Annotated in this window: 23 protein-coding genes and 2 pseudogenes; 17 read left to right on the top strand and 8 right to left on the bottom strand. The window is 66.8% G+C overall.

Annotation, left to right across the window (positions count from 1 at the left end; genetic code table 11):
* Positions 1 to 8 precede the first annotated feature (8 nt).
* Together fba and pyk are read right to left on the bottom strand one after the other, a co-directional pair.
* Positions 9 to 1,073: a class II fructose-bisphosphate aldolase gene (gene fba, locus MRS60_RS14005; protein WP_034178916.1), complete on the bottom strand. Its 1,065-nt coding sequence runs from the start codon at positions 1,071 to 1,073 to the stop codon at positions 9 to 11.
* A gap of 306 nt (positions 1,074 to 1,379) precedes the next feature.
* Entirely contained in the window at positions 1,380 to 2,816 is a 1,437-nt protein-coding gene (pyk, locus tag MRS60_RS14010) for a pyruvate kinase (RefSeq protein ID WP_034178917.1), read from the bottom strand.
* Between pyk and MRS60_RS34955 the strand changes: the two genes are divergently transcribed.
* Positions 2,815 to 2,943 (top strand): hypothetical protein, encoded by a 129-nt coding sequence (locus MRS60_RS34955; protein ID WP_258170483.1) that lies wholly within the window; start codon positions 2,815 to 2,817, stop codon positions 2,941 to 2,943. The two genes, pyk and MRS60_RS34955, sit on opposite strands and share 2 nt — an antisense overlap.
* Before the next feature lie 157 nt (positions 2,944 to 3,100).
* Here MRS60_RS34955 and MRS60_RS14015 read toward each other — a convergent pair whose 3' ends face one another.
* The 3 genes from MRS60_RS14015 to MRS60_RS14025 all read right to left on the bottom strand — a co-directional run bounded on the left by MRS60_RS14015 (position 3,101) and on the right by MRS60_RS14025 (position 5,653).
* On the bottom strand, positions 3,101 to 4,297 hold the full coding sequence (locus MRS60_RS14015; protein ID WP_072442751.1) for a phosphoglycerate kinase: 1,197 nt from the start codon (positions 4,295 to 4,297) through the stop codon (positions 3,101 to 3,103).
* A gap of 280 nt (positions 4,298 to 4,577) precedes the next feature.
* A complete protein-coding gene (locus MRS60_RS14020) occupies positions 4,578 to 4,901 on the bottom strand; it encodes an AzlD domain-containing protein (RefSeq protein ID WP_034178919.1) in 324 nt (107 codons plus the stop codon).
* Entirely contained in the window at positions 4,898 to 5,653 is a 756-nt protein-coding gene (locus MRS60_RS14025; RefSeq protein WP_034178920.1) for an AzlC family ABC transporter permease, read from the bottom strand. Before MRS60_RS14025 ends, MRS60_RS14020 begins: the two co-directional genes overlap by 4 nt.
* Positions 5,654 to 5,847: 194 nt before the next feature.
* Here MRS60_RS14025 and MRS60_RS14030 point away from each other — a divergent pair, with 194 nt between their 5' ends.
* From MRS60_RS14030 to MRS60_RS14055, 6 genes are all read left to right on the top strand, one after another.
* Complete coding sequence (locus tag MRS60_RS14030) at positions 5,848 to 6,771, top strand: branched-chain amino acid transaminase (RefSeq protein ID WP_047898927.1); 924 nt, start codon at positions 5,848 to 5,850, stop codon at positions 6,769 to 6,771.
* Between the two features lie 51 nt (positions 6,772 to 6,822).
* Positions 6,823 to 7,017 carry a zinc-finger domain-containing protein gene (locus MRS60_RS14035; RefSeq protein ID WP_006749970.1) on the top strand — a complete coding sequence of 65 codons (195 nt, stop codon included), beginning with the start codon at positions 6,823 to 6,825 and terminating at the stop codon, positions 7,015 to 7,017.
* A 139-nt stretch (positions 7,018 to 7,156) separates the two neighbouring features.
* Entirely contained in the window at positions 7,157 to 8,194 is a 1,038-nt protein-coding gene (waaF, locus tag MRS60_RS14040) for a lipopolysaccharide heptosyltransferase II (protein ID WP_027785312.1), read from the top strand.
* Positions 8,195 to 8,309: 115 nt separating this feature from the next.
* Positions 8,310 to 8,756 carry a nuclear transport factor 2 family protein gene (locus tag MRS60_RS14045; protein ID WP_034178922.1) on the top strand — a complete coding sequence of 149 codons (447 nt, stop codon included), beginning with the start codon at positions 8,310 to 8,312 and terminating at the stop codon, positions 8,754 to 8,756.
* A 34-nt stretch (positions 8,757 to 8,790) separates the two neighbouring features.
* The gene (locus MRS60_RS14050) at positions 8,791 to 9,828 is read left to right on the top strand and encodes a hydrolase (protein ID WP_243564862.1); all 1,038 of its coding nucleotides are present in this window, start codon (positions 8,791 to 8,793) and stop codon (positions 9,826 to 9,828) included.
* Positions 9,821 to 10,408 (top strand): DUF2946 family protein, encoded by a 588-nt coding sequence (locus tag MRS60_RS14055; RefSeq protein WP_175748927.1) that lies wholly within the window; start codon positions 9,821 to 9,823, stop codon positions 10,406 to 10,408. The genes MRS60_RS14050 and MRS60_RS14055 overlap by 8 nt, the downstream gene beginning before the upstream one ends.
* Before the next feature lie 39 nt (positions 10,409 to 10,447).
* Here MRS60_RS14055 and MRS60_RS14060 read toward each other — a convergent pair whose 3' ends face one another.
* Positions 10,448 to 12,142, bottom strand: a complete 1,695-nt coding sequence (locus MRS60_RS14060) for a M48 family metalloprotease (RefSeq protein ID WP_243564863.1) — start codon at positions 12,140 to 12,142, stop codon at positions 10,448 to 10,450.
* Positions 12,143 to 12,320: 178 nt separating this feature from the next.
* Between MRS60_RS14060 and moaC the strand changes: the two genes are divergently transcribed.
* The 10 genes and pseudogenes from moaC to MRS60_RS14110 all read left to right on the top strand — a co-directional run bounded on the left by moaC (position 12,321) and on the right by MRS60_RS14110 (position 22,146).
* A complete protein-coding gene (gene moaC, locus MRS60_RS14065; RefSeq protein ID WP_034178925.1) occupies positions 12,321 to 12,809 on the top strand; it encodes a cyclic pyranopterin monophosphate synthase MoaC in 489 nt (162 codons plus the stop codon).
* 111 nt (positions 12,810 to 12,920) lie between these two features.
* On the top strand, positions 12,921 to 15,608 hold the full coding sequence (locus tag MRS60_RS14070; RefSeq protein ID WP_243564864.1) for a type VI secretion system Vgr family protein: 2,688 nt from the start codon (positions 12,921 to 12,923) through the stop codon (positions 15,606 to 15,608).
* Positions 15,601 to 16,467 (top strand): hypothetical protein, encoded by an 867-nt coding sequence (locus MRS60_RS14075; protein WP_105390029.1) that lies wholly within the window; start codon positions 15,601 to 15,603, stop codon positions 16,465 to 16,467. Before MRS60_RS14070 ends, MRS60_RS14075 begins: the two co-directional genes overlap by 8 nt.
* Before the next feature lie 79 nt (positions 16,468 to 16,546).
* The gene (locus MRS60_RS14080; RefSeq protein ID WP_243565624.1) at positions 16,547 to 17,698 is read left to right on the top strand and encodes a WD40/YVTN/BNR-like repeat-containing protein; all 1,152 of its coding nucleotides are present in this window, start codon (positions 16,547 to 16,549) and stop codon (positions 17,696 to 17,698) included.
* A 356-nt stretch (positions 17,699 to 18,054) separates the two neighbouring features.
* Positions 18,055 to 18,486, top strand: a pseudogene (locus MRS60_RS14085) (DUF2345 domain-containing protein); the annotation flags it as partial.
* Positions 18,479 to 19,024 (top strand): hypothetical protein, encoded by a 546-nt coding sequence (locus MRS60_RS14090; RefSeq protein WP_243564865.1) that lies wholly within the window; start codon positions 18,479 to 18,481, stop codon positions 19,022 to 19,024. The pseudogene MRS60_RS14085 and the gene MRS60_RS14090, both read left to right, overlap by 8 nt.
* Positions 19,009 to 19,422 carry a hypothetical protein gene (locus tag MRS60_RS14095; protein ID WP_243564866.1) on the top strand — a complete coding sequence of 138 codons (414 nt, stop codon included), beginning with the start codon at positions 19,009 to 19,011 and terminating at the stop codon, positions 19,420 to 19,422. Before MRS60_RS14090 ends, MRS60_RS14095 begins: the two co-directional genes overlap by 16 nt.
* A gap of 79 nt (positions 19,423 to 19,501) precedes the next feature.
* A pseudogene (locus MRS60_RS14100) lies at positions 19,502 to 20,676 on the top strand (WD40/YVTN/BNR-like repeat-containing protein).
* 49 nt (positions 20,677 to 20,725) lie between these two features.
* A complete protein-coding gene (locus MRS60_RS14105) occupies positions 20,726 to 20,935 on the top strand; it encodes a hypothetical protein (RefSeq protein WP_217589984.1) in 210 nt (69 codons plus the stop codon).
* Positions 20,932 to 22,146 carry a hypothetical protein gene (locus tag MRS60_RS14110; RefSeq protein ID WP_243564867.1) on the top strand — a complete coding sequence of 405 codons (1,215 nt, stop codon included), beginning with the start codon at positions 20,932 to 20,934 and terminating at the stop codon, positions 22,144 to 22,146. Before MRS60_RS14105 ends, MRS60_RS14110 begins: the two co-directional genes overlap by 4 nt.
* Before the next feature lie 100 nt (positions 22,147 to 22,246).
* On the opposite strand, the gene MRS60_RS14115 is transcribed toward MRS60_RS14110, so the two are convergent.
* The gene (locus tag MRS60_RS14115; protein ID WP_034178929.1) at positions 22,247 to 22,597 is read right to left on the bottom strand and encodes a TonB family protein; all 351 of its coding nucleotides are present in this window, start codon (positions 22,595 to 22,597) and stop codon (positions 22,247 to 22,249) included.
* A gap of 452 nt (positions 22,598 to 23,049) precedes the next feature.
* Complete coding sequence (locus tag MRS60_RS14120) at positions 23,050 to 24,828, bottom strand: PglL family O-oligosaccharyltransferase (protein WP_243564868.1); 1,779 nt, start codon at positions 24,826 to 24,828, stop codon at positions 23,050 to 23,052.
* Positions 24,829 to 24,970 lie beyond the last annotated feature (142 nt).

The raw sequence follows: 24,970 nt of genomic DNA on the forward strand, positions 1-24,970 counted from the left end.
CTACAGTCTCAGCGCACGACCTGCGCAAGCGCGCCGGACTTGTACTGCTCGGCGATCTTGTCGAGCGACACCGGCTTGATCTTCGCGGCCTGGCCTTCGCAGCCGAATGCGAGGTAGCGGTCGACGCAGACCTGCTTCGCCGCTTCGCGCGCGGGCTTCAGGTAGTCGCGCGGATCGAACTTGCCCGGGTTCTCGAACAGGTAGCGGCGGATCGCGCCGGTGATCGCGAGACGCAGGTCGGTGTCGATGTTGATCTTGCGCACGCCGTGCTTGATGCCTTCCTGGATTTCCTCGACCGGCACGCCGTAGGTTTCCTTCATGTCGCCGCCGAACTGGCGGATTTCTTCCAGCAGCTCTTGCGGCACCGACGACGAACCATGCATCACGAGGTGCGTGTTCGGGATGCGCGCGTGGATTTCCTTGATGCGCTGGATCGACAGGATGTCGCCCGTCGGCTTCTTCGAGAACTTGTAGGCGCCGTGCGACGTACCGATCGCGATCGCGAGCGCATCGCACTGCGTGAGCTTCACGAAATCGGCCGCCTGCTCCGGATCGGTCAGCAGCTGCTCGCGGGTCATCGTGCCTTCCGCGCCGTGGCCGTCTTCCTTGTCGCCCTTCATCGTCTCGAGCGAGCCGAGCACGCCGAGTTCGGCTTCGACCGTCACGCCGATCGAGTGCGCCATCTCGACGACCTTGCGCGACACGTCGACGTTGTACTCGTACGACGCGACCGTCTTGCCGTCGGCTTCGAGCGAACCGTCCATCATCACGCTCGTGAAGCCGCTGCGGATCGCGCCCATGCAGACCGCCGGCGACTGGCCGTGATCCTGGTGCATCACGACCGGGATGTGTGGATACGACTCGACCGCCGCTTCGATCAGGTGGCGCAGGAACGGCTCGCCCGCGTACTTACGCGCGCCGGCCGATGCCTGCATGATCACGGGCGCGCCGACCTGGTCCGCTGCCGCCATGATCGCCTGGACCTGCTCCAGGTTGTTCACGTTGAAGGCCGGCAGGCCGTAACCGTGCTCTGCCGCGTGATCCAGCAATTGACGCATTGATACGAGAGGCATTGTGGAACTCCTTGAATGAAAACCGGTGCGCCCTGACGCCGGCGCGGCACCCGCCCTCGTTCGAACCGGGGCGGCGCGGCGCGGCTGAGCGTCGAATAGCCGCATTTTATCGCGAAGCGCCTCCGATTCCGACCGCCCGTTGGCGCCCGCTCGCAATTTGTTACGTTCGCACGGCACAATGCGGGCAAAAAAGAGAAAAAAAGCCGCGCGGGGCTTCGGACCCCGCGCGGCTTTCGCGTGAAAAACGGTGCCGGATCGAATTCGATCGACCCGGGTCGCCGGCCAGGTGCCCGGCGAACGCTCGACTCAATAGTGCTCGCCGACGCGCACGATCTTCAGCGTGTTGGTGCCGCCCGCCTGCCCCATCGGTTCGCCGACGGTCAGCACGACCATGTCGCCGTGCTGCACGTAGCCCTGCTTGACGACGAGCTCGAGCGCCGCCTGCAGCGCCGAGTCGCGGTCGCTGTTGAAGTCGACGTGCAGCGGCGTCACGTTGCGGTACAGCGCCATCGTGCGCTCGCTGCCGACGCGCGGCGTCAGCGCGAAGATCGGCACGTGCGTGTAGTGACGCGACATCCACAGCGCGGTCGCGCCCGATTCGGTCAGCGCGATGATCGCCTTCGCGCCCAGGTGGTACGCGGTGAACAGCGCGCCCATCGCGATCGACTGATCGATCCGCGTGAACGTGCGGTCGAGGAAATCCTTGTCCAGCTCGACGTGTTCCGACTTTTCCGCCTCGACGCACACGGCCGCCATCGTCTCGATCGTGACGACCGGGTACTTGCCGGCGGCCGTCTCGGCCGACAGCATCACCGCGTCGGTACCGTCGAGCACCGCGTTCGCGACGTCCGACACTTCCGCGCGGGTCGGCACCGGCGCGTAGATCATCGATTCCATCATCTGCGTCGCGGTGATCACGAGCTTGTTCGACTCGCGCGCCATCCGGATCATCCGCTTCTGCAGCGCCGGCACGGCCGCGTTGCCCACTTCCACCGCGAGGTCGCCGCGCGCGACCATGATGCCGTCGGACGCGTCGAGAATGCTCTGCAGCGCCGGAATCGCTTCCGCGCGCTCGATCTTCGCAATCATCTTCGGCTTGATGCCGTACGGCGCGCCCGCGATGTTCGCGAGCTGGCGCGCCATTTCCATGTCGGTCGCGTTCTTCGGGAACGACACCGCCACCAGGTCCGCGCCGAGCGACATCGCGGTGCGGATGTCTTCCATGTCCTTCGCGGTCAGCGCGGGCGCCGACAGGCCGCCGCCCTGGCGGTTGATCCCCTTGTTGTTCGACAGCTCGCCGCCCACCTTGACGATCGTGTGGATCTCGTCGCCGAGCACGCGCTCGACGGTCAGCACGATCAGGCCGTCGTTCAGCAGCAGCAGGTCGCCCGGCTTCAGGTCGCGCGGCAGTTCCTTGTAGTCGAGGCCGACCCGCTCGTCGTTGCCGAGCTCGCAGGCCGCGTCGAGGATGAACGGCTGACCGGGCGCGAGCGTCGTCTTGCCGTTCTCAAACTTGCCGACGCGGATCTTCGGACCCTGGAGATCGGCCATGATCGCAATCTCGCGGCCGACCTTGCGGGCGGCCTCGCGCACCATCTCGGCGCGCTGGCGGTGATCGTCGGCCGTGCCGTGCGAAAAATTGAGCCGCACGACGTCGAGGCCCGCCTGCATCATCTGCAGCAGAATCTCCGGCGAACTGGAAGCCGGGCCGATCGTGGCGACTATCTTGGTGGCGCGCTGCATGAAACTCCTCATCTGGATCAAGGTGGATGCGCTGGGTGAAACGCTGCGAGAGCCGGACACGGCGGGCCCAGCGGCGGCCGTTCCGGAGGGCGTGCCGGTGCTTGCGCCCGGCATCGCTTTGTTCTGAATCTCGTGGTGCTGCATGGCCGCGTCGCCAGCGGCCGCCGGTGCGCGCGGGGTGGAGTTCGCCCGCGCGGGCGCGCGTTTGCGCTTGCCCGCGCCGGCCGGCTGCTCCGCTTTCGCGGAGCGCGCGGCCTTCGTCACCCCTGCGCGCGCCGCCACGCTCAGGCCGCCCGCGTTTCGAGCACTTCCACCGCCGGCAGCTTCTTCCCCTCGAGGAACTCGAGGAAGGCGCCGCCGCCCGTCGAGATGTAGCTGACCTGGTCGTGGATGCCGTACTTCGCGATGGCCGCGAGCGTGTCGCCGCCGCCCGCGATCGAGAACGCGGACGATTTGGCGATCGCTTCGGCGAGTGTCTTGGTGCCGTTGCCGAACTGGTCGAACTCGAACACGCCGACCGGGCCGTTCCACACGATCGTGCCTGCCTTCTCGAGCTGGCTCGCGAGCGCCTTGGCCGTATCGGGGCCGATGTCGAGGATCATGTCGTCCGCTTCGATGTCGGCGACCTGCTTCACCGTGGCCGCGGCCGTCGGCGAGAATTCCTTGGCCGTCACGACGTCGGTCGGGATCGGCACCGACGCGCCGCGCTCGCGCGCTTCGTCGATGATCGCCTTCGCCTCGTTGACGAGGTCGGCTTCCGCGAGCGACTTGCCGATCGGCAGACCGGCCGCGAGCATGAACGTGTTCGCGATGCCGCCGCCGACGATCAGTTGGTCGACCTTGCCGGCCAGCGACTTCAGGATCGTCAGCTTGGTCGACACCTTCGAGCCGGCGACGATCGCCACCAGCGGGCGCGCCGGGTTGCCGAGCGCCTTGCCGAGCGCGTCGAGTTCGGCGGCCAGCAGCGGGCCCGCGCACGCGACCGGCGCATACTTCGCGATCCCGTGCGTGGTCGCTTCCGCGCGGTGCGCGGTGCCGAACGCGTCGTTCACGTACACGTCGCAGAGCTTCGCCATCTTTTGCGCGAGCTCGTCCGAATTCTTCTTCTCGCCCTTGTTCACGCGGCAGTTCTCGAGCAGCACGACCTGGCCCGGTGCGACGTTCACGCCGTTCTCGACCCAGTTCGACACGAGCGGCACGTCGCGGCCGAGCAGCTCGGCGAGGCGCTTCGCGACCGGCGCGAGCGAATCTTCCGGCTTGAATTCGCCTTCGGTCGGACGGCCGAGGTGCGACGTGACCATCACGGCCGCGCCGGCGTCGAGCGCGGCCTGGATGGCCGGCACGGACGCGCGCACGCGCGTGTCTTCGGTGATGTTGCCGTGATCGTCCTGCGGGACGTTCAGGTCGGCGCGGATGAACACCCGCTTGCCGGCGAGCTGGCCGGCGGCGATCAGGTCGGTAAGACGCTTGACTTGGCTCATGTTGGACAGATTGAAGTAGTGGATGGGGAAAGGGGGTTCACGCTGGACGTGCGCGGGCTGCCGCGAAAGGGCGCCGGATGCGGCCGTGGCTGGCGGTTCGCATGACGCGCACGGGTAAAAAATCTCGAACGGGCATTCTAGCCGATCCACCCGGCAGACTGACCCGTGCGGCGGCGAATTCCGCCTATTTGGGATCGCGCGCGGCAACGGCTCCATTGCCGCAGCGCAGCAATCCACGCGCACGAGCGGCCGACGCCCCGCGGGCCGGAACGGCGGCCCATCAGAAAATCATGCGCAGCGCGGTGAATACGAGCATCCCGACGACGATCGTGCCGAGCATGCTGCGCCGCCACAAGAACCAGCCGAGGCCGGCGAGCGCCGCGTAGAACGGATGGTTGGACAGCGCGAACGACAGCCCGGCCGGCGTTTCGAGCACGTCGGGCAGCACGACGGCGACCAGCGCGGCCGCCGGTGCGTAGCGCAGCGCGCGCTGCGCGCGTTCGGGCAGCACGGTGCGCTCGCCGCCGATCAGGAACAGCGCGCGCGTGACGGCCGTGACGATCGTCATTCCGATGATGACGATCCATATCTCGGTCGCGCTCATTCGATCTCCTTCTCGTGCACGGTTTCGGTGCGGATGCGCCGCCAGTCGGCCCGTTCGACGAAGAAATCGGCCGTGCTGCCGGCCGCGAGCGCGGCGAGCACCGCGAGCGGCAGCGCGAGCCGGTACGGCAGGTCGAACGCGACCAGCGACACGATCCCCGCGACCGCGACGGCCGCGAGCGTCGAGCGGTTCGCGACCGCCGACACCATGATCGGGATCAGCGCGAGCGTGCCGGCCAGTTCCAGCCCCCAGCTCGCGGGAAAGAAGCTCGCGAGCAGGATGCCGGCGAGCGACGACACCTGCCACGACGCCCAGCTCGCGAGCGCCATCCCCCAGAAATACGCTTCCTTGCCCGGCACGTGGCCGTTTGCGAAGCCCTGTTTCTGGAACAGCAGGTAGATCACGTCGCCGTTGAAATAGCCGATCGCGAGGCGCCGCCACAGCGGCAGGTAGGAAAAATGGGGAGCAAGCCCGGCGCTGAAGATCACGAAGCGCGTGTTGACCATTGCGGCCGTGAGCAGCACGGTCCAGATCGGCAGCTTCGCGGCGAGGAGCGGCAGCACCGCGAGCTGCGACGAGCCTGCATAGACGAGCAGCGACATCGCGCTCGCCTGCCCGAGCGTCATCACCGACTTGCTCATCGCGATGCCGGTGACGAGCCCCCAGGACAGGATCGCCATCAGTGTCGGGGAATAGTCGCGCGCGCCCTGGATCAGCGCGAAACGGTCGGTGGCGGACAATCGAGCGAGCATGGGAAAGCGGGCCGCAGCGGGCGGTTCGTCGGGACGCCGGCGCCTCCTGCCGGCACGACCCGTCGTTATTGGAATCGGTACCGGGCGATTATAGCGCCGGCCCCGCGCCGACCGACCGGATCGTCGCCAAATGACGCTAAAATAAGCGTCTTTCCGGCTCAACGCTGCATACAACCGCATCCCAGGAGAATCCTATGTCAATGGCCGACCGCGACGGCAAGATCTGGATGGACGGCAAGCTGATCGACTGGCGCGACGCCAAGATCCACGTCCTGACCCATACGCTGCACTACGGCATGGGCGTCTTCGAGGGCGTGCGCGCGTACAAGACGGCCGACGGCAGCACCGCGATCTTCCGCCTGCGCGAGCACACGAAACGTCTGCTGAATTCGGCGAAGATCTTCCAGATGGACGTGCCGTTCGACCGGGAAACGCTCGAAGCCGCGCAACTCGAAGTCGTGCGCGAGAACAAGCTCGAATCGTGCTACCTGCGCCCGATCATCTGGGTCGGCTCGGAAAAGCTCGGCGTGTCGGCGAAGGGCAACACGATCCACGTCGCGATCGCCGCGTGGCCGTGGGGCGCGTACCTCGGCGAGGAAGGCCTCGCGAAGGGTATCCGCGTGAAGACGTCGTCGTTCACGCGCCACCACGTGAACGTGTCGATGGTGCGCGCGAAGGCGTCGGGCTGGTACGTGAACTCGATCCTGGCAAACCAGGAAGCGACGGCCGACGGCTACGACGAAGCGCTGCTGCTCGACGTCGACGGCTACGTGTCGGAAGGCTCCGGCGAGAACTTCTTCCTCGTGAACAACGGCAAGCTGTATACGCCCGACCTGTCGTCGTGCCTCGACGGCATCACGCGCGACACGGTCATCACGCTCGCGAAGGACGCCGGCATCGAGGTGATCGAGAAGCGCATCACGCGCGACGAGGTCTATACGGCCGACGAGGCGTTCTTCACCGGCACGGCCGCCGAAGTCACGCCGATCCGCGAGCTCGACAACCGCACGATCGGCAGCGGCGCGCGCGGCCCCGTCACGGAAAAGCTCCAGTCGGCGTTTTTCGATATCGTGTCGGGCAAGAACGCGAAGTACGCGCACTGGCTGACGAAGGTCTGAGCGCGCCGCGCCACCGACCGCCCCCACAAAAGAGTGATAAGAGAAAGTCTCATGAGTGAAATCAAGGAAATGCCGCTGGTCGAGCTGACGGCCAAGGATCTTCCCGCCTACTGCCCGAACCCGGCCATGGCGCGCTGGAGCGCGCACCCGCGCGTGTTCATCGACGTCTCGCACGGCGAGGCGCGCTGCCCGTACTGCGGCACGCGCTACAAGCTGCGCGACGGCGAGGTCGTCAAGGGCCACTGAGCCCGGGCGGCCGGGCCCGCGGGCCCGCCGCTCGCGAGGCGGCGCAGCCGGATGCCCGGCGCGCCGCCGTTCTCCATTCTGGCAACCCGAACGCGGCGCCCGCGCGCCGTGCTTCATTACGACATCGGAAGTCCACCTGATGCGTCGAGCGCTGGTTATCGCACCGAACTGGATCGGTGACGCATTGATGGCGCAGCCGCTTTTTGCGCTGCTGAAGAAGCTCCATCCCCGCATCGCGATTGATGCGGTCGCGCCCTCGTGGGTCGCGCCCGTGCTCGAGCGGATGCCCGAGATCCACGATGTCTACGCGACCGATCTCGCGCACGGCAAGCTGCAGCTGCTGCGCCGCTGGCAGCTCGCGAGCGACCTGCGCGACGTCGGCTACGACGCGGCGTACGTGCTGCCGAATTCGCTGAAGTCCGCGGTGATCCCGTGGCTCGCGAACATCCCGCTGCGGATCGGCTACACGGGCGAGCACCGCTACGGGCTGTTGAACGTGCGGCACGCGAATCCGACCAAGTCGGGCGAGCGGCCGCCGATGACGACCCACTACGCGGCGCTCGCGTACGCGCCGGGCGCGAAGCTGCCCGAATCGATGAAGACGCTGCCCGCGCCGCGCCTCGACGCCGACCTGAACGAGACGGCGCGGGTTTCCGCGCGTTTCAATCTCGATACACGCAAGCCGCTCGTCGTGTTCTGCCCGGGCGCCGAATACGGCCCGGCCAAGCGCTGGCCGCCCGAGCACTTCGCGTCGCTCGCGACGATCGTGCACCAGTCGTTCCCGTACACGCAGATCGTCGCGCTCGGCTCGCAGAAGGACGCCGCGGCCGCGCAGGCGATCGCCGACCATGCGCCGAACGTGCGCAACCTGTGCGGGCAGACGTCGCTGTCCGAGGCATGCGCGCTGATCGCGCGCGCGAACGCGGTCGTCACCAACGATTCGGGGCTGATGCACGTCGCCGCCGCGCTGCGCCGGCCGCTCGTCGCGCTGTACGGATCGACCGATCCGCGCCACACCCCTCCGCTGTCGGACCTGGCGAAGGTACAATGGCTGCATCTCGAATGCAGTCCCTGCTTCGAACGCGAGTGCCCGCTCGGCCACCTGAAGTGCCTGCGCGAACTCGGTCCCGAGCAGGTATTCGGCGATTTGCGCGGCATGCTCGTCGGGCAGCGCTGACCCTGGCCGGCAGCGTCGCACGACGCGCCGGGCAATCCGATTCACCGGTGTGCGGCGGCCCCATCCGGGCCGCCGTGCTGAATACGGCGCGCGACGCGCGCGAGAGACAACCCCGATGCCACGTTTTGCCCGCCTCTTCGAAGCCGCTGCCGATACGCTGAACGCCTACTACCAGGCCGTCGCCGATGCCAATCTCGACGCGCTGCTGGCGTTGTGGATCGACGAGGATTTCGCCAGCTGCGTGTGGGCGGACGGCGAGCATCTGCACGGCCTCGACCAGATCCGCAGCGGGCTCGCCAACCGGCTCGCGACGCGCCCGGTGACGATCGAACCGCTCGACATCCGCGTCTACGACAGCCTCGGCACGGTCGTCTACACGATCGCCGAAGCGCATCAGCAGGCCGACCTGACGGCCGAACCCGACATGGTTTTCGCCACGTACGTGATGATCCACGAACGCGGCGAGTGGCGCATCGCGCACATCCACGCGAGCCCGATTCCCGAACAAGCGGCCGGGCAGTTCGCCGCGAAGATCCGTCATGGGCAGGGCCCGCTGCACTGACGAAAAGACGAAGCAACGCATACGCGGGGCGATCATGAGTACGGCTTCTCCGCCCACCTCGCCGCTCGCCGGGGCTCCGGCCCCGGACGACGACACACTGCGCTATCGCGCACCACGCTGGCTGCCGAACAGCCATGCGCAAACCATCGTGCCCGCGCTGTTCGCGCGACGACCGGCCGTCGCCTACCGACGAGAGCGATGGGAAACCCCCGATCACGACTTCATCGATCTCGACTGGGTCGCCCATCTCGACAGTGCGGCGCCGCCGCCCGATGCGCCGCTGTTCGTGCTGTTCCACGGCCTCGAAGGCAGTTCCGGCTCGCACTACGCGCTCGAGATGATGGCCGCCGCACGCGCGAAGGGCTGGCACGCCGTCGTGCCGCACTTTCGCAGCTGCAGCGGCGAGATCAACCGCCAGCCGCGCTTCTACCATCTCGCCGATAGCGCCGAGGTCGACTGGATCCTGCGCCGGCTCGCCGCGCAGCATCGCGGGCCGCTGATCGCGGCCGGCGTGTCGCTCGGCGGCAACGTGCTGCTGCACTGGCTCGGCGAGCATCGCAGCGACACGTCGATCCTGCGGGCGGCCGCCGCGATCTCGACGCCGATCGACGTGCATGCGGGCGGCCGCGCGCTGTCGCAGGGGTTCGCGATGGTCTATACGCGCAGCTTCCTGAAGACGCTCAAGCGCAAGGCGCTCGCGAAGCTCGACCAGTACCCGGGGCTGTTCGACCGCGACGCGATGCTGCAGGCCGTGACGATGCGCGACTTCGACGAGGCCGTGACCGCGCCGCTGCACGGTTTCGCGAACGCCGACGACTACTGGACGAAGGCGACAACGCGGCCGCTGCTGCCCGCGATCGACGTGCCGACGCTGATCCTCAACGCCCGCAACGACCCGTTCCTGCCCGAATCGGCACTGCCGGGCCCGGCCGACGTATCGCCGGCCGTCGAGCTCGACCAGCCCGAGACCGGCGGGCACGCGGGATTCATGACCGGGCCGTTCCCCGGCCGCCTCGACTGGCTGTCGGCGCGGGTGTTCGGCTATTGCTCGAAATTCGTCGACCATGGATGACATCGTCAGGCAGGCGCTCGCAAAATGGCCGAACGTGCCGCACTGCACCGGCTGGCTGCTGCTCGACCGGCGCGGCGAATGGCGGCTGCGCGACGACGCGGCGCAGGCGGCCGGCGAGCTCGGCTCGCCGATCCGGCATGCGGCGCTGAACGCGTTCATCGGCCGCAACTACGAATGCGACGCGCGGGGCCGGTGGTTCTTCCAGAACGGGCCGCAGCGCGTGTACGTCGAGCTCGCCTATACGCCGTGGGTCGTGCGGCTCGCCGAGCGCGACGGACAGCTCACGCTCACCGACCAGACGGGCGCCGCGTTCGAACCGGACGAAGCATGGCTCGACGATGGGGGCGGCGTGCTGTTTCGCGATGCAGGCGCGCCGCCGCGCATCGCGGCGCTGCACGACCACGATCTCGGGCTGTTCGCCGATCACGCGGATTTCGACGCCGCGCCGCCCGTGCTGCGCTGGCGTGACGGCCGCGCGCTGCCGCTCGGCGCAATCGTCTGCGCGGACGTGCCCGCGCGGTTCGGCTACGTCGCGAGTCCGGCGCGACAGGCACGCGACGCGGCCGACAACGGCAACTGACCCGCACCCGCCCTTCCCGCGTTCGCCGCGCGCCGGCCGCTACCCGCGGCCGTTCTTCTCGTCGTCGCGCTCTTCCTTGTAGCGCGCCTCGAATTCCAGCAGCCGCGCGCCGATGATCGACTGCTCGTAGAACGACACGTCCTTCGCATCGCGCGCTTCCTTCAACTGGCGGATCGCCGACGGCCATGCGCCATCGAGTGCAAGTTTCTCCGCGAGCGCGCGGCGCCGCGCGAGCACGTCGCCCTTGCCGTCGCTCGCCTTCGCGAGGTAGTCCCACCAGTCCGGCTGCTCGGGATCGGCCTGCGCCTGCGCGCGTGCAAGCGCCTGCGCTTCGGCAAAGCGGCGGGCGGCGATCAGCGCCTGCAGGTGCGCGACGATCGCCGCGTGCGACGCCGGCCAGCGCCGCTGCGCGAGCGCCGCGAGCCGCACCGCGTCGTCGGTCCGGCCCGCACGGCGCGCGATGTCGGCGGCCAGCACGTCGAGGCTCGGCGAACTCGTTGCCGGGTCGTCCTCGCGCCGCTCACGCGCATCGAACGCGCCGCGCGCCGAAGCGAGCGCCTTGTCCGCCGCGTCGTACTGGCCGAGCAGCGTGTTCGCGAGCGCGATACCGTACCAGTTCGCCGCGACGTTCGGCGCCGTGCGATCGTCGATCTCGAGCTGCATCCGGTGCGCCTCGGCCGAGATGTCGGTCGGCGCGCGGTTCTGCAGGACGCGCAGCCGCGCGCGCACGAATCCGTACTCGGTCGACTGACGCGGCTGCCGGTACGGCGCGCGACGCGCGCGATCCTCCATGTCGGCGATCCGCTCGCCGGTCAGCGGGTGCGTGCGCGCATAGGCCGGCACGCCCGCATCGCCCATCGACGCGCGTTCGAGCCGCTCGAAGAAACCCGGCATCCCGTACGGGTCGTAGCCCGCGCCCGCGAGCAGCTGGAAGCCGACGCGATCGGCCTCGCGCTCGGCCGAACGCGAGAAGCGCAGCTGGTTGTCCACCGCATACGCCTGCCCGCCCATCGCGATCGCGCTGCCGAGATCGCCGCTTCTCGCGAGCACGCCGGCCAGCACGCCGAGCAGCATCGTCGCGAGCGCCGTGTAGCCACTCTTCTCGCTCGCGCCGATCATCCGCGCGATGTGCCGCTGCAGCACGTGGCCCATCTCGTGGCCGACCACCGACGCAAGCTCCGATTCCGTCTGCGTCGTGACCACGAGCCCGCTGTTGATCCCGATGAAGCCGCCCGGCATCGAGAACGCGTTGATCTGCGGATCGCGCACCGGGAACAGGTCGAAGTCCGGCGTGTAGCCGCCGATGTAGCGCGCGGCCGCCGCGGCTGCGAGGCGCGCCGCCATCGCGTTCAGGTAGTCGCGCACGAGCCAGTCGTCGAGATAATCGGGATCGCGCCGCACTTCGCGCATCACGCGCTCGCCGAGCCGGCGCTCGGCCCGCGGCGTCAGCGAACCGCCGGAGCCGTCGCCGAGGTCGGGCAGCTCGAGTGCGCGCAGCGGCGCGCGCAGGCTCGCGGCCGGCGCCGACGCGCCACCCGCGCCCGAAAACCGGCTCTCCGCACCGCCGTACGTGCCGAACACGCCGGTCGCGATGCCGGGCGGCACGGTGGAAATCGACGAGGAGCCGCCGGCCGCCGGCTCGAGCGGCGGCGCGGATGCGCTCTGCGCATGGCCGCTCGGCGGCAGCGCGAGCGCTGCCGACAGCGACACGGCAAGCAACTGTTTGACACGCATGGCAGGATGAAAACGACGCCGTCCCGCGCGCCGGGCGCGCATCGCGGCGTTTGGTCTGAATATTCGGGTCATTGTACCGGCGCATGCGCGACTGTCTCGTGCCGCGCATGCGTCATCTGCGCCCCCGGCGACGCGAATGCCGCTGCTATGATAAGCGCCCGTTGAGACGGAGCAAGACATGTCAGGACTCACCCATTTCGATGCCGCCGGCCATGCGCACATGGTCGACGTCGGCGGCAAGCAGGAAACCCGGCGCATCGCGATCGCGCGCGGCACGATCCGGATGCTGCCGGCCACGTTCGCGCTGATCCGCGACGGCAAGGCGAAAAAAGGCGACGTGCTCGGCGTCGCGCGCATCGCGGCCATCCAGGGCGCAAAGCGCACGGCCGACCTCATTCCGCTGTGCCACCCGCTCGCGCTGACGCGCGTGGCCGTCGACTTCGAGCTCGACGATGCGCTGCCCGGCGTCCACTGCGGCGTGCAGGTCGAGACGTTCGGCCGGACCGGCGTCGAGATGGAAGCGCTGACCGCCGTGCAGGTCGGGCTGCTGACCGTCTACGACATGTGCAAGGCAGTCGATCGCGGGATGGTGATCACCGATGTGAGCGTGCGGGAGAAGCGCGGCGGGAAGTCTGGGGACTGGAAGGCGGAAGACGCGGCGGGTTGAAGCCAGCGCACCGCCCGCCTGCAAATTCGAGATAAAACCGGTTTTCTCATACAATTACCGGACTCCGCACGGGAGAGCGTGCGAACCCACACAAAAAAGCGAGCACTGGTGATGAATTCGCAAGCGTCAAGAAGCGCCTTGCTGGCCGGACCGGTTCAGCACGAGCGGCTTGTCAAACTGGATACGCCGCTCGGCCCCGACGTCCTGCTGCCGCATCGCGTCAACGGACGATCGCGGCTCGGGCGCCATTTCGAGTTCACCGTCGATACCGTCTCGGTGTCCGACAGCCTCGAACTCAAGAAACTGATCGCGCAGCCGGTGACGCTGTGGATCCAGCAGGCCGACCGATCGTACGCGCCTCACCATGGTTACGTGCATGCCGCCCGCCGGCTCGGATCGGACAGCGGCGTCACGCACTATCAGATCGTGTTTGCGTCGTTCCTGCACTTCCTGAAGTTCCGCCGCGATCAGCGCATCTGGCAGGACCGGTCCGCGGACGACATCATCGCCGACGTGCTGAACCAGCATCCGCAGGCCAAGGGGCGCTTCACCTTCAGGCTCTACCAGCCGCTGCCGTCCCGCTCGTTCTGCATGCAATACGAAGACGACTGGAATTTCGTGCATCGCCTGATGGAATCGGAAGGCCTGTACGGCTTCTGGGAACAGGACAAGGACGGCAAAGCGCATCGGCTCGTCATCGTCGACCGCATCGACGCGTTGCCCGCGCTGTCGCCGCGAACCGTGCGCTTTCATCACGCAGGCACGGGCGACGAAGCCGACACGCTCGTCCAGTTCTCCGGTACGCGTACGCTGCGAAGCGTCGAGCGCACCACGCGCACGTTCGACTACAAGCAGCCGCCCACCGCGTCGAATCCGAAAGCGACCCATACGCCGACGATCGCGAACCAGGGCGACCTGCCGCAGCAGCTCGAAGTCTACGAATACACGGGCGCCTACACGTATCCCGAGCAGTCCCGCGGCGACCATCTGTCGAAGATCTGGATGGAGGAGCAGGAGTCGCACGCGAAGCGCTTTCACGGCGTCGGCGGCGTGCGGCGCATGGACGCGGGACGCACGTTCGAGTTCGCGGATCACCCCGAACACGACAAGGACGATGCCGGCCAGCGCGAATTCGCCGTGATCGAAACCGCATGGATCATCGTCAACAACCTGCCCGTCGGCGACGGGCAGGCCGCCTTCCCGCACAGCCTGCAGGCCGAGGTCGGCAGCATCGTGCAGGCCGGTGGCGCCGACTCGTCGCGCGTTCGCCATCCTGACGGCAGCGAGGGCTTTTTCCGGATCAGCATCGAAGCGCAGCGCACGACCGTGCCGTTCCGCAGCCCGCTCGAACACGCGAAACCGCCGATGCACCTGCAATCGGCGATCGTCGTCGCACCGCAAGGCGAGGAAGTCCATACCGACGAACTCAACCGGGTCAAGGTCCGCTTCCATTGGGACCGCCTCAACGACGGCGACGAGAAAGCATCGTGCTGGCTGCGTGCCGCGACGTCGGATTCGGGCAACGGCTACGGCGCCGTGCACCCGCACCGCAGCGGCGAGGAGGTGCTGGTCGATTTCCTCGGCGGCGACTGCGATCGCCCGATCATCGTCGGCAAGCTGTACAACGGCGCAACGAGCCCGCAGTGGCACACCAACGGGATCCTGTCCGGATACCGGTCCAAGGAATACGCGGGCGCCGGCTACAACCAGTTGGTGCTCGACGACGCGACCTCGCAGAACCGCGTGCACCTGTACAGCAGCCAGACCAACGCGCACCTGCATCTCGGCTACCTGATCGACCATTCGGGCAACAACCGCGGCAGCTATCTCGGCAGCGGCTTCGACCTGCGGTCCGACGCATACGGCGCCGTGCGCGCGAACCGCGGCCTGTACGTCACGACGCATCCGAAACGGCCGGCAAGCCAACCGCTCGACGTCGAGGAAACGCAACAGCAACTCGTTCGCGCGGAAGGCCTGATGGAGGCGATGTCGGATGTCAGCGCACAGCATCAGGGCGAGTCGCTCGACCCCGGCCACGCGGCGCTGAAGCAGTTCACCGACGCGACGCAGAACAGCGTGAGCGGCAGTGCATCGGGCGGCCGAACCGCCGGCGGCGGAACCGGCAGCGCCAATGCGTTCAAGGAGCCCGTGATGCTGTTCGGCAGCCCGGCCGGCATCGGGATGTCCACGCAGCAGTCCACGCAGCTTGCCGCGGACCGTCACATCAATCTCGTCAGCGGGCAAAGCACGCACGTCGCCGCCGGAAAGTCGCTGATCGCGAGCGTCCTCGACCGGATCAGCCTGTTCGCGCAGAACGCGGGGATGAAACTGTTCGCCGGCAAGGGCAAGGTCGAAGTCCAGGCGCACGCGGACAACATCGAGCTGACCGCGCAGAAGGCGCTGAAGCTGATGGCGGTCACCGAGTCGATCGAAGGCGCCGCGGCGAAGGAAATCCTGCTGACGTCCGGCGGCGCCTACATCCGCATCGCGAACGGCAACATCGAAGTGCATGCGCCCGGCAAGATCGACATCAAGGGTGCGCAGCATGCGTTCAGCGGCCCCACGCACCTGTCGCAAACCATGCCGACGCTGCCTAACTCGACCGGCAACTACGATCAGGCGTTCATCGCGCACTGGGCCGGCACCGACATTCCGGTCGCAAACACGCGGTACCAGATGTTCTCGAACGGCAAGCTGCTTTCGGAAGGCGTCACCAACGCGGCGGGAGAGACGGGGCTCACACAGAGCCACGTGCCGCATGACGTCGTCGTCAAGTTTCTAGGGAAATCGAATGGCTGACGGACAACAGGAAAAGGTGCTCGGCACCGGCTCGGGGATGCTGACGCCGACGGGGTACAAGGATCGGCCGAAGGTGGAGATCAATATCTGCGACAAGCATGTAACGCCGGCGCCGAAATGGATCGTCGGCACCTGTCCGTTCTACTATCGACCGCTTCACGGCGCCTATCTGGAAACGGTTGAAAAGGTCAGCATGTCGAGCATTTGGTCGACCATCAAGGGCTTCGCCCTCTCGTGGGATCCGTGGACCGACTCCGATGTAGCGCACCGCCTCCTGCATCGGCGCGAGCAACTGATCGAGCCCGGCAGTTCGGATTCCGACTGGTCGCGGCATGGAAACTTCATGATGCGTCATATCGGATGCGGACATAAACCGCCCGATTACTACATCAGCTACGGCTACTACTATTGCTCCGACTACGGCGCCAACCTCCTCCCGCGACTGTCCGCCCAGGGGAAAGCGTGGTTGAACAAGGCGCGCAAGCTGCTCCAGGCCAACATGGAAGACGGCCTGAACCAGAACATGATGGGCAATACGATCCAGATGGCCAGCCCGACACCGGGAAACGGCGGGGTCGATATGACCTGGCCGCAATTCGAACTGGAAATGAACAACGAAAAATTCAAGGAGTTCGCGTTCAAGACGCACCCGATGGCGTACCTCGACGGAGGATTGGCGGACCTGCCGGTCACGGATCTCGTCAAGATCGGGATGCGTCCGAACATCCAGGAATGGAGCGAAGGAAAGACGTGGGGGCAGGCTTTCGATTCGGGCATCCCCGTTCTCCGGAAAAAGGCCGAGGAATGGGATGTCGACGATCCGGTCGGCAAGGCGCTCGGAAGACTGCTGGTGAAGTGACATGCGAAAAGGCAAACGATGGCTTTTGATCGCGGGATGCGTTCTTGTTCTGCCGATCGCTATTTACGGATATACGGAAATGACTTCAGGGTGGGAAACGGTATCGACCGAATTCATGCGCAACGACAAGCCGTACGGCGCAGGCGCATTTCGCGTGCAACGCAACGACTTCATGTCGTTGAAGGTTGCGAGACCGGAACTCACGTTCAAGCCGGAAAGCGAGCAGAAGAACCCTGACGTCGCGGAGTTCGCCGAACCGTGGATGGACGACTCGAACGAGCGCCTGAACCGGTCCACCGTCAGTTTCCTGCGCGGCACCCTGGGCGGCAGCGTCGCGCGTCACTTCCAGCAACCGGGTCAGACCGCGTCATGGTGGTACTCGCCAGACTGGCGCGTCCTGTACGTCAGTACCGGCTGGATGGATTACAAGGCGCCTCGCCCCGACGACGGCGCGGTCCCTCAGACCACCAAGCTCTGGAAATCGAGCGATGGCGGCCAACACTGGTCCCAGCTCCAATGGCCGGCGGACCACAACATCAGCCGGTTGCTGTTCATCGATGCTCAACGTGGCTACGCGATCGGCTGGGGGCCACACGTCTGGCGAACGGCAGACGGTGGCCAATCGTGGCAGGAAATCAAGGAGCCTCCGGGCGCGATCGTCCAGGGGAAGTCCCACAGGACTTTCGACGGTACCAACCTCGGCCCGGACGGCGCATTGCGCGTCGCCTATCAGGCGGACGACACCGAGCATCCGCAACCGGCAGGCATCGTCAGTCGCCTCGACTGGGATCAGCAGGACTTCACCCAGGAAGCGGTGCTGCCCGGACAAGTCGTCGTCGGCCTCGAATCATCGCCGACGCCCTCTCGGGACTACACCCTGTATGCGCTGTCGCGCGCGAGTAGTGAATCCGGCGGCAGCCACGGTGCAGGTGTCATTTCAGCCTGGACCAGCGAGCACCCCGATCAGATCCGGCAGTTGCACACATTCGAAGACCGCTTGACGCTCAACGGGCTGAGCGCGGGGCGCAACGGCGTCGTGCTTGTCCACGCGACCGATCCAAACACCGCCAACGGCGGTGGCTCGCCCATCGACCTGACCATCAGCAGCACCGACGGCGGCAAGACGTGGCATCAGACCACCGACAAGGCTTCGCAGGGCGGCTACTTTGACCCGGAATCGAACACGCTCTACTCGGTGTTCGCCTACACGCTGAGGAAGCGGCAATTCTGATTGCCGCCCGACGTGCTTGGCGCGGGCTGCGTCCGCAGAACTCGACAAAGCCCGCGACATGCCCCGTCGCACGAGCAAACACAACGGCGTAGCGTAGTTCAGTGACCAGGCAAAACCGTCGCGCGCGAGGCCGGTCAAGCGCCAACCCGAATTCGTCCGTCGACTTCCGTCGGTCCCCATGCGAAATCGATCCAAATTGAAGCGACTGGCTGCCATCGCGCTCGGAAGCGCCGCGCTGGCTTTTCTGTACGAAAGCACGGGCCCTCGATGGGAAACCGTTTCGTCGGAGGTCACGTGGCCGGACCCGCCGGTGGGTGGTGGGGATTTCTACCTTGATGGCAGCGCGATCATGTCGCTCGGACAACATCGAGCTGACCGCGCAGAAGGCGCTGAAGCTGATGGCGGTCACCGAGTCGATCGAAGGCGCCGCGGCGAAGGAAATCCTGCTGACGTCCGGCGGCGCCTACATCCGCATCGCGAACGGCAACATCGAAGTGCACGCGCCCGGCAAGATCGACATCAAGGGTGCGCAGCATGCGTTCAGCGGCCCCACGCACCTGTCGCAAACCATGCCGACGCTGCCTAACTCGACCGGCAACTACGATCAGGCGTTCATCGCGCACTGGGCCGGCACCGACATTCCGGTCGCAAACACGCGGTACCAGATGTTCTCGAACGGCAAGCTGCTCTCGGAAGGCGTCACCAACGCGGCGGGAGAGACGGGGCTCACACAGAGCCACGTGCCGCATGACGTCGTCGTCAAGTTTCTAGGGAAATCGCATGGCTGACGGACAACAGGAAAAGGTGCTCGGCACCGGCTCGGGGATGCTGACGCCGACGGGGTACAAGGATCGGCCGAAGGTCGATATCAACATTTGCGACAAGCATGTAACGCCGGCTGCGGATTCCATCGTCGGCACCTGCCCGTTCTACTACCAGCCGCTGCACGGCGAGTACTGGCAAACGGTCGAGAAGGTCAGCAAGTCAAGTGCATGGGAGACCGTCAAGAAATTCGCCACCTCATGGGATCCGTGGAAAGACAAGGAAGTCGCCCGCCGCCTGCTGCATCGGCGAGAGAAGCTGATCGAAGTGCGCAGCAAGGATTCCGACTGGTCGCGCCACGGCAATTTCATGATGCGGCATATCGGGTGCGGCCACAAACCGCCCGACTACTATGTGAGTTACGGCTACTACTATTGCTCGGTTACGGCGCCAATCTCTATCCCACCCTCACGCCAAAAGGAAAGAAATGGCTTGAAAACGCCCGGTGGTGGCTTCAGAGATACATCGAGATCGGGCTGCAGCGGAACATGCAGGGAGACCTGATCGCATTCCAGAGTGCGAAGCCGGGCAACGGCGATCTCTCGATGCAGGTGGAACAATACGAGCTGGAAGTGGACCAGGGCGGGGAAACATTCAAGACCTTCGCCTTCGTCACGCACCCATTGGCTTATCTGGACGGCGGGCTGGCCGGCCTGCCGGTCGAGGATCTGGTGAAGATTGGCATGCGGCCCAACATGCAGGAATGGGGTGATGGGCGCACGCTCAAGCAGGCATGGGACGCCGGGATCCCCGTCGCCAAACAGAAGGCACGCGATTGGAGCTCCGATGCGGTCGACAAGGCACGCGAATGGGGCAACGACGCGGTCGACAAGGCGCGCGAGTGGGGCTCTGACACATCCGAAGAAGTCAGCCGCGCGCTGGATCGTTTGCTGAAAAAGTAACATGCAAAAACACAAGCGCTGGAAATGGATCGCCGGGGGCCTCGTTGCCCTGGCCATTGCAACATACGGGTACGTGAATATGACGACGGGCTGGGAGACGATTTCGACAAGCTTCATGCGGGACGACACGCCGTACGGCGGCGGCAACTTCCGCATCAAGGACAATGACGTCATGAGCGTCAAGCTCGCCAATCCCGAGGTGACGTTCAAGCCCACCGCCGAATCGAACGAACCGCAGCGGGCCGAGCCGACCGAGGCGTGGATGAACGACACCGGCGAATTGCTGAACCGCATGACGATAAGCTTCTTCCGGGGAACCGTCGACGGCGGGATGCAACGCCATTTCCAGCAGGTCGGCCAAAGCGCCGCTTGGTGGTACTCGCCGGACTGGTCGGTTCAGTTCATCAGCACGTCGTGGATGAACTACAAAGCCCCCGAGGCGCAAGGCGGCGATGCGCCGCAAACCACGAAACTGTGGAAGTCGACCAATGGCGGCCAGACATGGTCGCAGCTTCAATGGCCCGAAAGCCAGAACATCGGTCGCCTGCTCTTCCTCGACCCGCAGCGCGGCTACGCGACCGGCTGGGGCCCCGCGTATGGCGGACTTCGGACGGCGGAAACACGTGGCAGGCGATCGACGTGCCGGCGGGCGCGCATATCGCCGGCAAGACGCGCAAGAATTTCAACGCAATCAGTCTTGGTCCTGACGGCGTGCTGCGCATTGCGTACTACGTCGCTCAGACTGCCGACGCGCCGGCGCACAGCGTGATTGACCGGCTCGACTGGGAGCAGCACGCATTCGCGACGGATACCGTGCTGCCTGGCCAGGTCGTCACCGCGCTCGACACCACGCCGGGACCGGCATCACGCTATTCGCTGTACACGCTGTCGCGCCTCGACAAGCCGCAGAACGGCGAGGTTCGCGACAATGGCCGCCGCACGGGCGCCATTTCCACGTGGACGAGCGATCATCCCGAGTCGGTGCAGCAACTGCGCACGTTCGACGAAAAGCTCAGGCTCGACAGCCTGAGCGTCGGTCGCGACGGTCTTCTGCTCGTCTATGCAACCGACCCGAACACGGGGAGCGATGGCCGCGGCGGCGGCGCACCGATCGACCTGACGTTCAGCAGCACCGACGCCGGCAAGTCGTGGGATCAAACGACCGACAAGACCGCACAAGGCGGCTACTTCGACGCGCAGACCAACACGTTGTACTGGCTGCACGCATTCACGCTGAAGAAGCGGACCTTCTGACCACGCGCCGGGAGCCTCGGCAACCGGCCCTCGCTGCGGCAGCGCGATCATGGCGATCCGCAACCGCGGCGAGATATCGCGCTGCGCACGACAACGCACGCGCCGGCCGGCGGAGCGGCCCGGGTCGAATGCTTCGTTCATCGCGTCCGGCCGGATTGCTCGGGATTCATGCAATACCGCGCCGGGCCTCGATTCCGGTTCGGTATCCGGCCAGCCGCTTTCCGTCCTGAACGAAAAAAACGAAGAAAAACGTCGATGAAAAAAATGCTGACCCGCGCGACACTCGCGCTCTCCATCGTCTGCGCCGCACCGGCCGCCACCTTCGCCGCCGGCACCTGCCCCACCGCCGACACCACCGCGCGCGCGGCAATCGACGCGCAGCACCGCGTCCAGCAGGTCCGCAATCCGCAAGGCGACGGTGGCGGCAACGTCGATATCTCGCCGCCGCTGCGCGACGCGCTTCGCGCGTACAAGCAGGCGCTCGTCGGCGCGATCGACGCACGGCTCGCGTGCAGCGACGAACACGTCGAACCGGCTGCACTGAAACGGACGCTCGCGGCCGCGCTCGGCGTGCCGGCTCAATCGGCCCAGTCGGCCGCGCTGAAAAACGGCGAATCGGCGTTCGGCCGCAATCCGGACGTCGACGTCGAACGCGGCGGCACGTCCCGTCCGCTCCTCTTCGTGCGCGCCGGCTTCGACATCGCGTGCGGCGACGACAACCTGCTCACCGCGTACGCATGGGAAAACGGCGGCTGGCGGCGCGTGCTGCGCTGGCAGGCCGACGATTACAAGGACATCGGCGGCGCCTACGGCGGCGGCTTCTGGTTCTCGGCGCTGCCCGGCGGGCAGGTCGCGGTCGTGCACGGCACGCCGTGGTGCTCGTCGCGCTGGAGCCGGTTCGGCGCGGACGTGGTCGCACCGGCAAACGGCTCGACCGCGCAACGCACGCTGTTCCATACCGAACACGGCTACGTGATCGACGACGACGCGATCCGCTTCAAGATGCGCCCCGACGGCTTCGAGCTGCGCACGACGGTCGGCTCGCTCGACAGCGAAGTCATGACTCGGCCAGGCATCTTCCGCTACCGCGTCGACGGCGATACCGTGCAACGCGTGCAGCCCGCGGCGCTCAACGGCCGGGATTTCGTCGACGAATGGCTGAAGGTGGACGATGCGCTTGCGCGCGAATGGAGCGAGCCCGCCGCCGCAGCCGCCGCGCTGAAAACCCGGCAGGCGTTCAACGCGGCAAGCAAGGCGCCCGATACCGGCTTCGCATACGGCCCGGTGCGCGGCTGCTCGGACAGCAAGGACCGCTTTCAGGTCGAACTGGATCTGACAGGCAAGAGCGGGGAAACCGTCGCGCGACGCTATGCGCTGATTCGCCAGGAGCGCAACGGGTTCACGATGCTCGGGCTGCGCAATTCGGCCGAACCGGCCTGCCGCGGCGCGAACCTGATGCCGCAGCACTGAACATCGGGCACGCGCGGCGCAACGGCCGCGCGCAACGGTGCGGCCGGAGGATAGCGGCAAAACCGGACGGAAAGCTGCGCGCAGCGCGCGCCGTCCGACATCACTCGCCGCGTCGCGGCTCGAACACGAACGGCTGGGTCAGCAGGAACGGATTCGCGGTCGCGCCCGTCTGCGCGCAGGTCGCATGCGTCATCGCGTCGACGGCCGCACGATCGGCGGCCGCATTGCGGCTGCTCGTCGTCACGGTGACGTTCTGCGCTTCGCCTGACGTCGTCATCAGCGCGCGCACGAGCACGGTCGCCGGACGCGTGAGCGGCTTCGCGGTGTCCGGATAGACGGCACGCGGAATGTGGCAGGTCAGCTTGCTTTCCTGCGACGACGACAGCATCGCGCAGCCGGAAAACAGCATCGCGACGGCGGGCAGGATCAGGTAGGTCGAGCGAATGGCCATGGTCGAATATCGTTCTTCATCACTGTTCTGGACGAACGCCGCGCACCGGAAGACATCGCTCCCGCATCACGTGCATCGCACTGCGCCGCGGCCATCGGACCGGCGCGCCGTTACGGCCGCACGGCCGATCGATGCTCGGCCGCGATCCTGCCTGGCGGGGTGCCCGGATAGCCGGGGTGGCCCGCGCTCACGCCGGGCCCGTGCCACATGCGGACCGGCTCGCGAGCGCTTGCGCGCATTGTGCACGCGCCACGCGGCCAGCGGCGCCGATTTGACAATGGTTGACGCGAATCGACGCGCTTCGGCCGGAATCCGCGCCATTCGCGAGGTAATCGAATACCTGGCCGAATTCACGCGGTTCATGCAGGGCCGATCTGCCCGACCGCTGCCCATGTCGGGCGCCACGACGCGGCAAACGCCGGAATTCCCCGTTCCGGCGGCCGCTGCGCGTGTTAATCCGAGTCGTCGTCGTCCGAGTCGTCGGCCGCATCGGCCGGCACTTCCCCGTACTTCGCGACAACGGCCGCCTTGAACGTCTTCAGCGCCGGCTGCTGGTCGCACAGCTTGTACAGCAGGGCCAGTTGCTGCGGCCAGTCCTTCAGTTCCTTCGCAAACACATGCAGGCGCGCGACAGTATCGAGCGCGTCGGCCTCGCGGCCTGCCAGCGCCTGCAGCGCCGCATAGCGGCGCAGCACCGTCTCGCCCGGCAGCAGCGCAATCGCGCGCTCATGGGCGGCGAGCTTGGCCGGCAGGTCTTCCGGCGAAATAGTCAGCAGCGTCGCCGCGCCGTAATCGCCCCACGCGCCGAACAGCAGCGACGGCGCATCGCGATACTGCGCGGCCGGGTCGCTGCCGTAATACAGCACTTCCGCGCGCTGGTAGTCGCGCAGCACGGGCACCGCCGCCAGCACGCCGCCGAACGACAGCACCGCGAACATCCCGAACGCCGCGCGGCCCGGCAGGATGCGCAGGGGCTTCACGTCGAGCAGCCCGATCACGAACATCGCCGGCAGCAGGAAGAACATGTACTGCTGCGGATACTCGACGAGCGCATGCATCAGCAGGATGCCGATCAGCGCGAAGCCGAACACGCGCGTGCTCGATTGCGGCGCGCGCAGCGCACGCACGAACCACATCACGAGCGTGACGGCGAGCACGCCAAGGCCGGCGAGACCCGACTTCGCGAGCAGGTCGATGAAGATGTCGTGCGAGTTGTTCGCGATCTCGACGCCGCCGAGCGTGCGCACGAGCGCAAACTGGTGCGACGGGAATTCGCCCCAGCCGACACCGAGCAGCGGATGCTCGCGGAACATCGCGAGCCCGTACTTCCACAGTGCGAGGCGCGGCGCGATCTGCCCCGCATCGCGCATCCGGTCGGCCGCCGATTCCGCGAGATTCAGGTGATAGTGCACGTTGGCCCAGCGCACCGCGACATTCACCGCGATGAACGCACCCGCGAGCACGACCGGTATCAGCCACGCACGCGTATTGCCCGGCGCACGGCGCGATTCGAGCCACGCCATCCAGAAACCCGCGACGACCATCACCGCGACCTGCAGCCAGGGCCCGCGCGACACCGTCAGCGCGAGACCGACCGACAGCACGATCGACAGCACGAACCACGCCCATACCGCGAGCCGGCGCGTCTGCACGAGATACAGCGCGCCCGCGAGCGCGAACGCGATGTAAGTGGCCAGATGGTTCGCCTGCGCCATGTTGCCGTACGGGCGGCGATCGACCGCGATGTTGTACATCACGACGAACGGCGATACGGCCGACTCGAGGTGAAACAACTGCACGATCTGCGTTCCGACCGCGAACACGCCGCCGACGAGCAGCGCACCGGCCATCATCCGCGAGACGACTTCGGCCAACCCGTCGCGCGCGAGCGCGTAGCCGGCCTGCATCGCGACCAGCGCGGCGGCGAGATAGCCGAGCGCCAGCCAGTTCATCGACGGCACCTTGAGCGACATCAGCGCGACCTGCGCAGTCAGCACCGCGGCGAACCCGAGCGGCACGACGAACGCGGCCGGCGCGGCAAATGGCTCGGCCGCACGGTTCGTCCGTACGAGCAGGACGACCGACAGCCCCACCAGCAGATACAGCACCAGCGCGGAAAATTCGGAATAGAAGGTCGGAATCGGATACGTGTGATTCGTGATCGCGTACGGCACGATCAGGGCGACAGCCAGCGCAACGAGCGACAACGAACGGGAAAAAGTAGAAGGCATGAGCGAACCGGATGTCAGCAACCGGCGCACTATACAAAACTTTCCCCCCTCTGTGCGGGGCCGTCGCGCGGCCACCCGACTCGGCACGACCGTCCCGGCCGGCCGAAGCGACGGCCGGCGTGCCGCGCGCGCCGCCGCCCTC

Origin of the sequence: Burkholderia pyrrocinia, from assembly GCF_022809715.1 — a bacterium.
Classification (GTDB): Bacteria; Pseudomonadota; Gammaproteobacteria; order Burkholderiales; family Burkholderiaceae; genus Burkholderia; species Burkholderia pyrrocinia_C.

Excerpts from the sequence above, each read along its gene's own strand:
- moaC (WP_034178925.1), top strand. The coding sequence starts at position 12,321 with ATGTCAGGACTCACCCATTTCGATGCCGCCGGCCATGCGCACATGGTC.
- MRS60_RS14035 (WP_006749970.1), top strand. The coding sequence starts at position 6,823 with ATGAGTGAAATCAAGGAAATGCCGCTGGTCGAGCTGACGGCCAAGGAT.
- MRS60_RS14105 (WP_217589984.1), top strand. The coding sequence starts at position 20,726 with ATGGCGATCCGCAACCGCGGCGAGATATCGCGCTGCGCACGACAACGC.
- pyk (WP_034178917.1), bottom strand. The coding sequence starts at position 2,816 with ATGCAGCGCGCCACCAAGATAGTCGCCACGATCGGCCCGGCTTCCAGT.
- MRS60_RS14070 (WP_243564864.1), top strand. The coding sequence starts at position 12,921 with ATGAATTCGCAAGCGTCAAGAAGCGCCTTGCTGGCCGGACCGGTTCAG.
- MRS60_RS14110 (WP_243564867.1), top strand. The coding sequence starts at position 20,932 with ATGAAAAAAATGCTGACCCGCGCGACACTCGCGCTCTCCATCGTCTGC.
- MRS60_RS14025 (WP_034178920.1), bottom strand. The coding sequence starts at position 5,653 with ATGCTCGCTCGATTGTCCGCCACCGACCGTTTCGCGCTGATCCAGGGC.
- MRS60_RS34955 (WP_258170483.1), top strand. The coding sequence starts at position 2,815 with ATGAAACTCCTCATCTGGATCAAGGTGGATGCGCTGGGTGAAACGCTG.
- MRS60_RS14050 (WP_243564862.1), top strand. The coding sequence starts at position 8,791 with ATGAGTACGGCTTCTCCGCCCACCTCGCCGCTCGCCGGGGCTCCGGCC.
- MRS60_RS14060 (WP_243564863.1), bottom strand. The coding sequence starts at position 12,142 with ATGCGTGTCAAACAGTTGCTTGCCGTGTCGCTGTCGGCAGCGCTCGCG.
- MRS60_RS14120 (WP_243564868.1), bottom strand. The coding sequence starts at position 24,828 with ATGCCTTCTACTTTTTCCCGTTCGTTGTCGCTCGTTGCGCTGGCTGTC.
- MRS60_RS14075 (WP_105390029.1), top strand. The coding sequence starts at position 15,601 with ATGGCTGACGGACAACAGGAAAAGGTGCTCGGCACCGGCTCGGGGATG.
- MRS60_RS14030 (WP_047898927.1), top strand. The coding sequence starts at position 5,848 with ATGTCAATGGCCGACCGCGACGGCAAGATCTGGATGGACGGCAAGCTG.
- MRS60_RS14015 (WP_072442751.1), bottom strand. The coding sequence starts at position 4,297 with ATGAGCCAAGTCAAGCGTCTTACCGACCTGATCGCCGCCGGCCAGCTC.
- MRS60_RS14020 (WP_034178919.1), bottom strand. The coding sequence starts at position 4,901 with ATGAGCGCGACCGAGATATGGATCGTCATCATCGGAATGACGATCGTC.
- fba (WP_034178916.1), bottom strand. The coding sequence starts at position 1,073 with ATGCCTCTCGTATCAATGCGTCAATTGCTGGATCACGCGGCAGAGCAC.
- MRS60_RS14055 (WP_175748927.1), top strand. The coding sequence starts at position 9,821 with ATGGATGACATCGTCAGGCAGGCGCTCGCAAAATGGCCGAACGTGCCG.
- MRS60_RS14115 (WP_034178929.1), bottom strand. The coding sequence starts at position 22,597 with ATGGCCATTCGCTCGACCTACCTGATCCTGCCCGCCGTCGCGATGCTG.
- waaF (WP_027785312.1), top strand. The coding sequence starts at position 7,157 with ATGCGTCGAGCGCTGGTTATCGCACCGAACTGGATCGGTGACGCATTG.
- MRS60_RS14095 (WP_243564866.1), top strand. The coding sequence starts at position 19,009 with ATGCAGGGAGACCTGATCGCATTCCAGAGTGCGAAGCCGGGCAACGGC.
- MRS60_RS14080 (WP_243565624.1), top strand. The coding sequence starts at position 16,547 with ATGACTTCAGGGTGGGAAACGGTATCGACCGAATTCATGCGCAACGAC.
- MRS60_RS14045 (WP_034178922.1), top strand. The coding sequence starts at position 8,310 with ATGCCACGTTTTGCCCGCCTCTTCGAAGCCGCTGCCGATACGCTGAAC.
- MRS60_RS14090 (WP_243564865.1), top strand. The coding sequence starts at position 18,479 with ATGGCTGACGGACAACAGGAAAAGGTGCTCGGCACCGGCTCGGGGATG.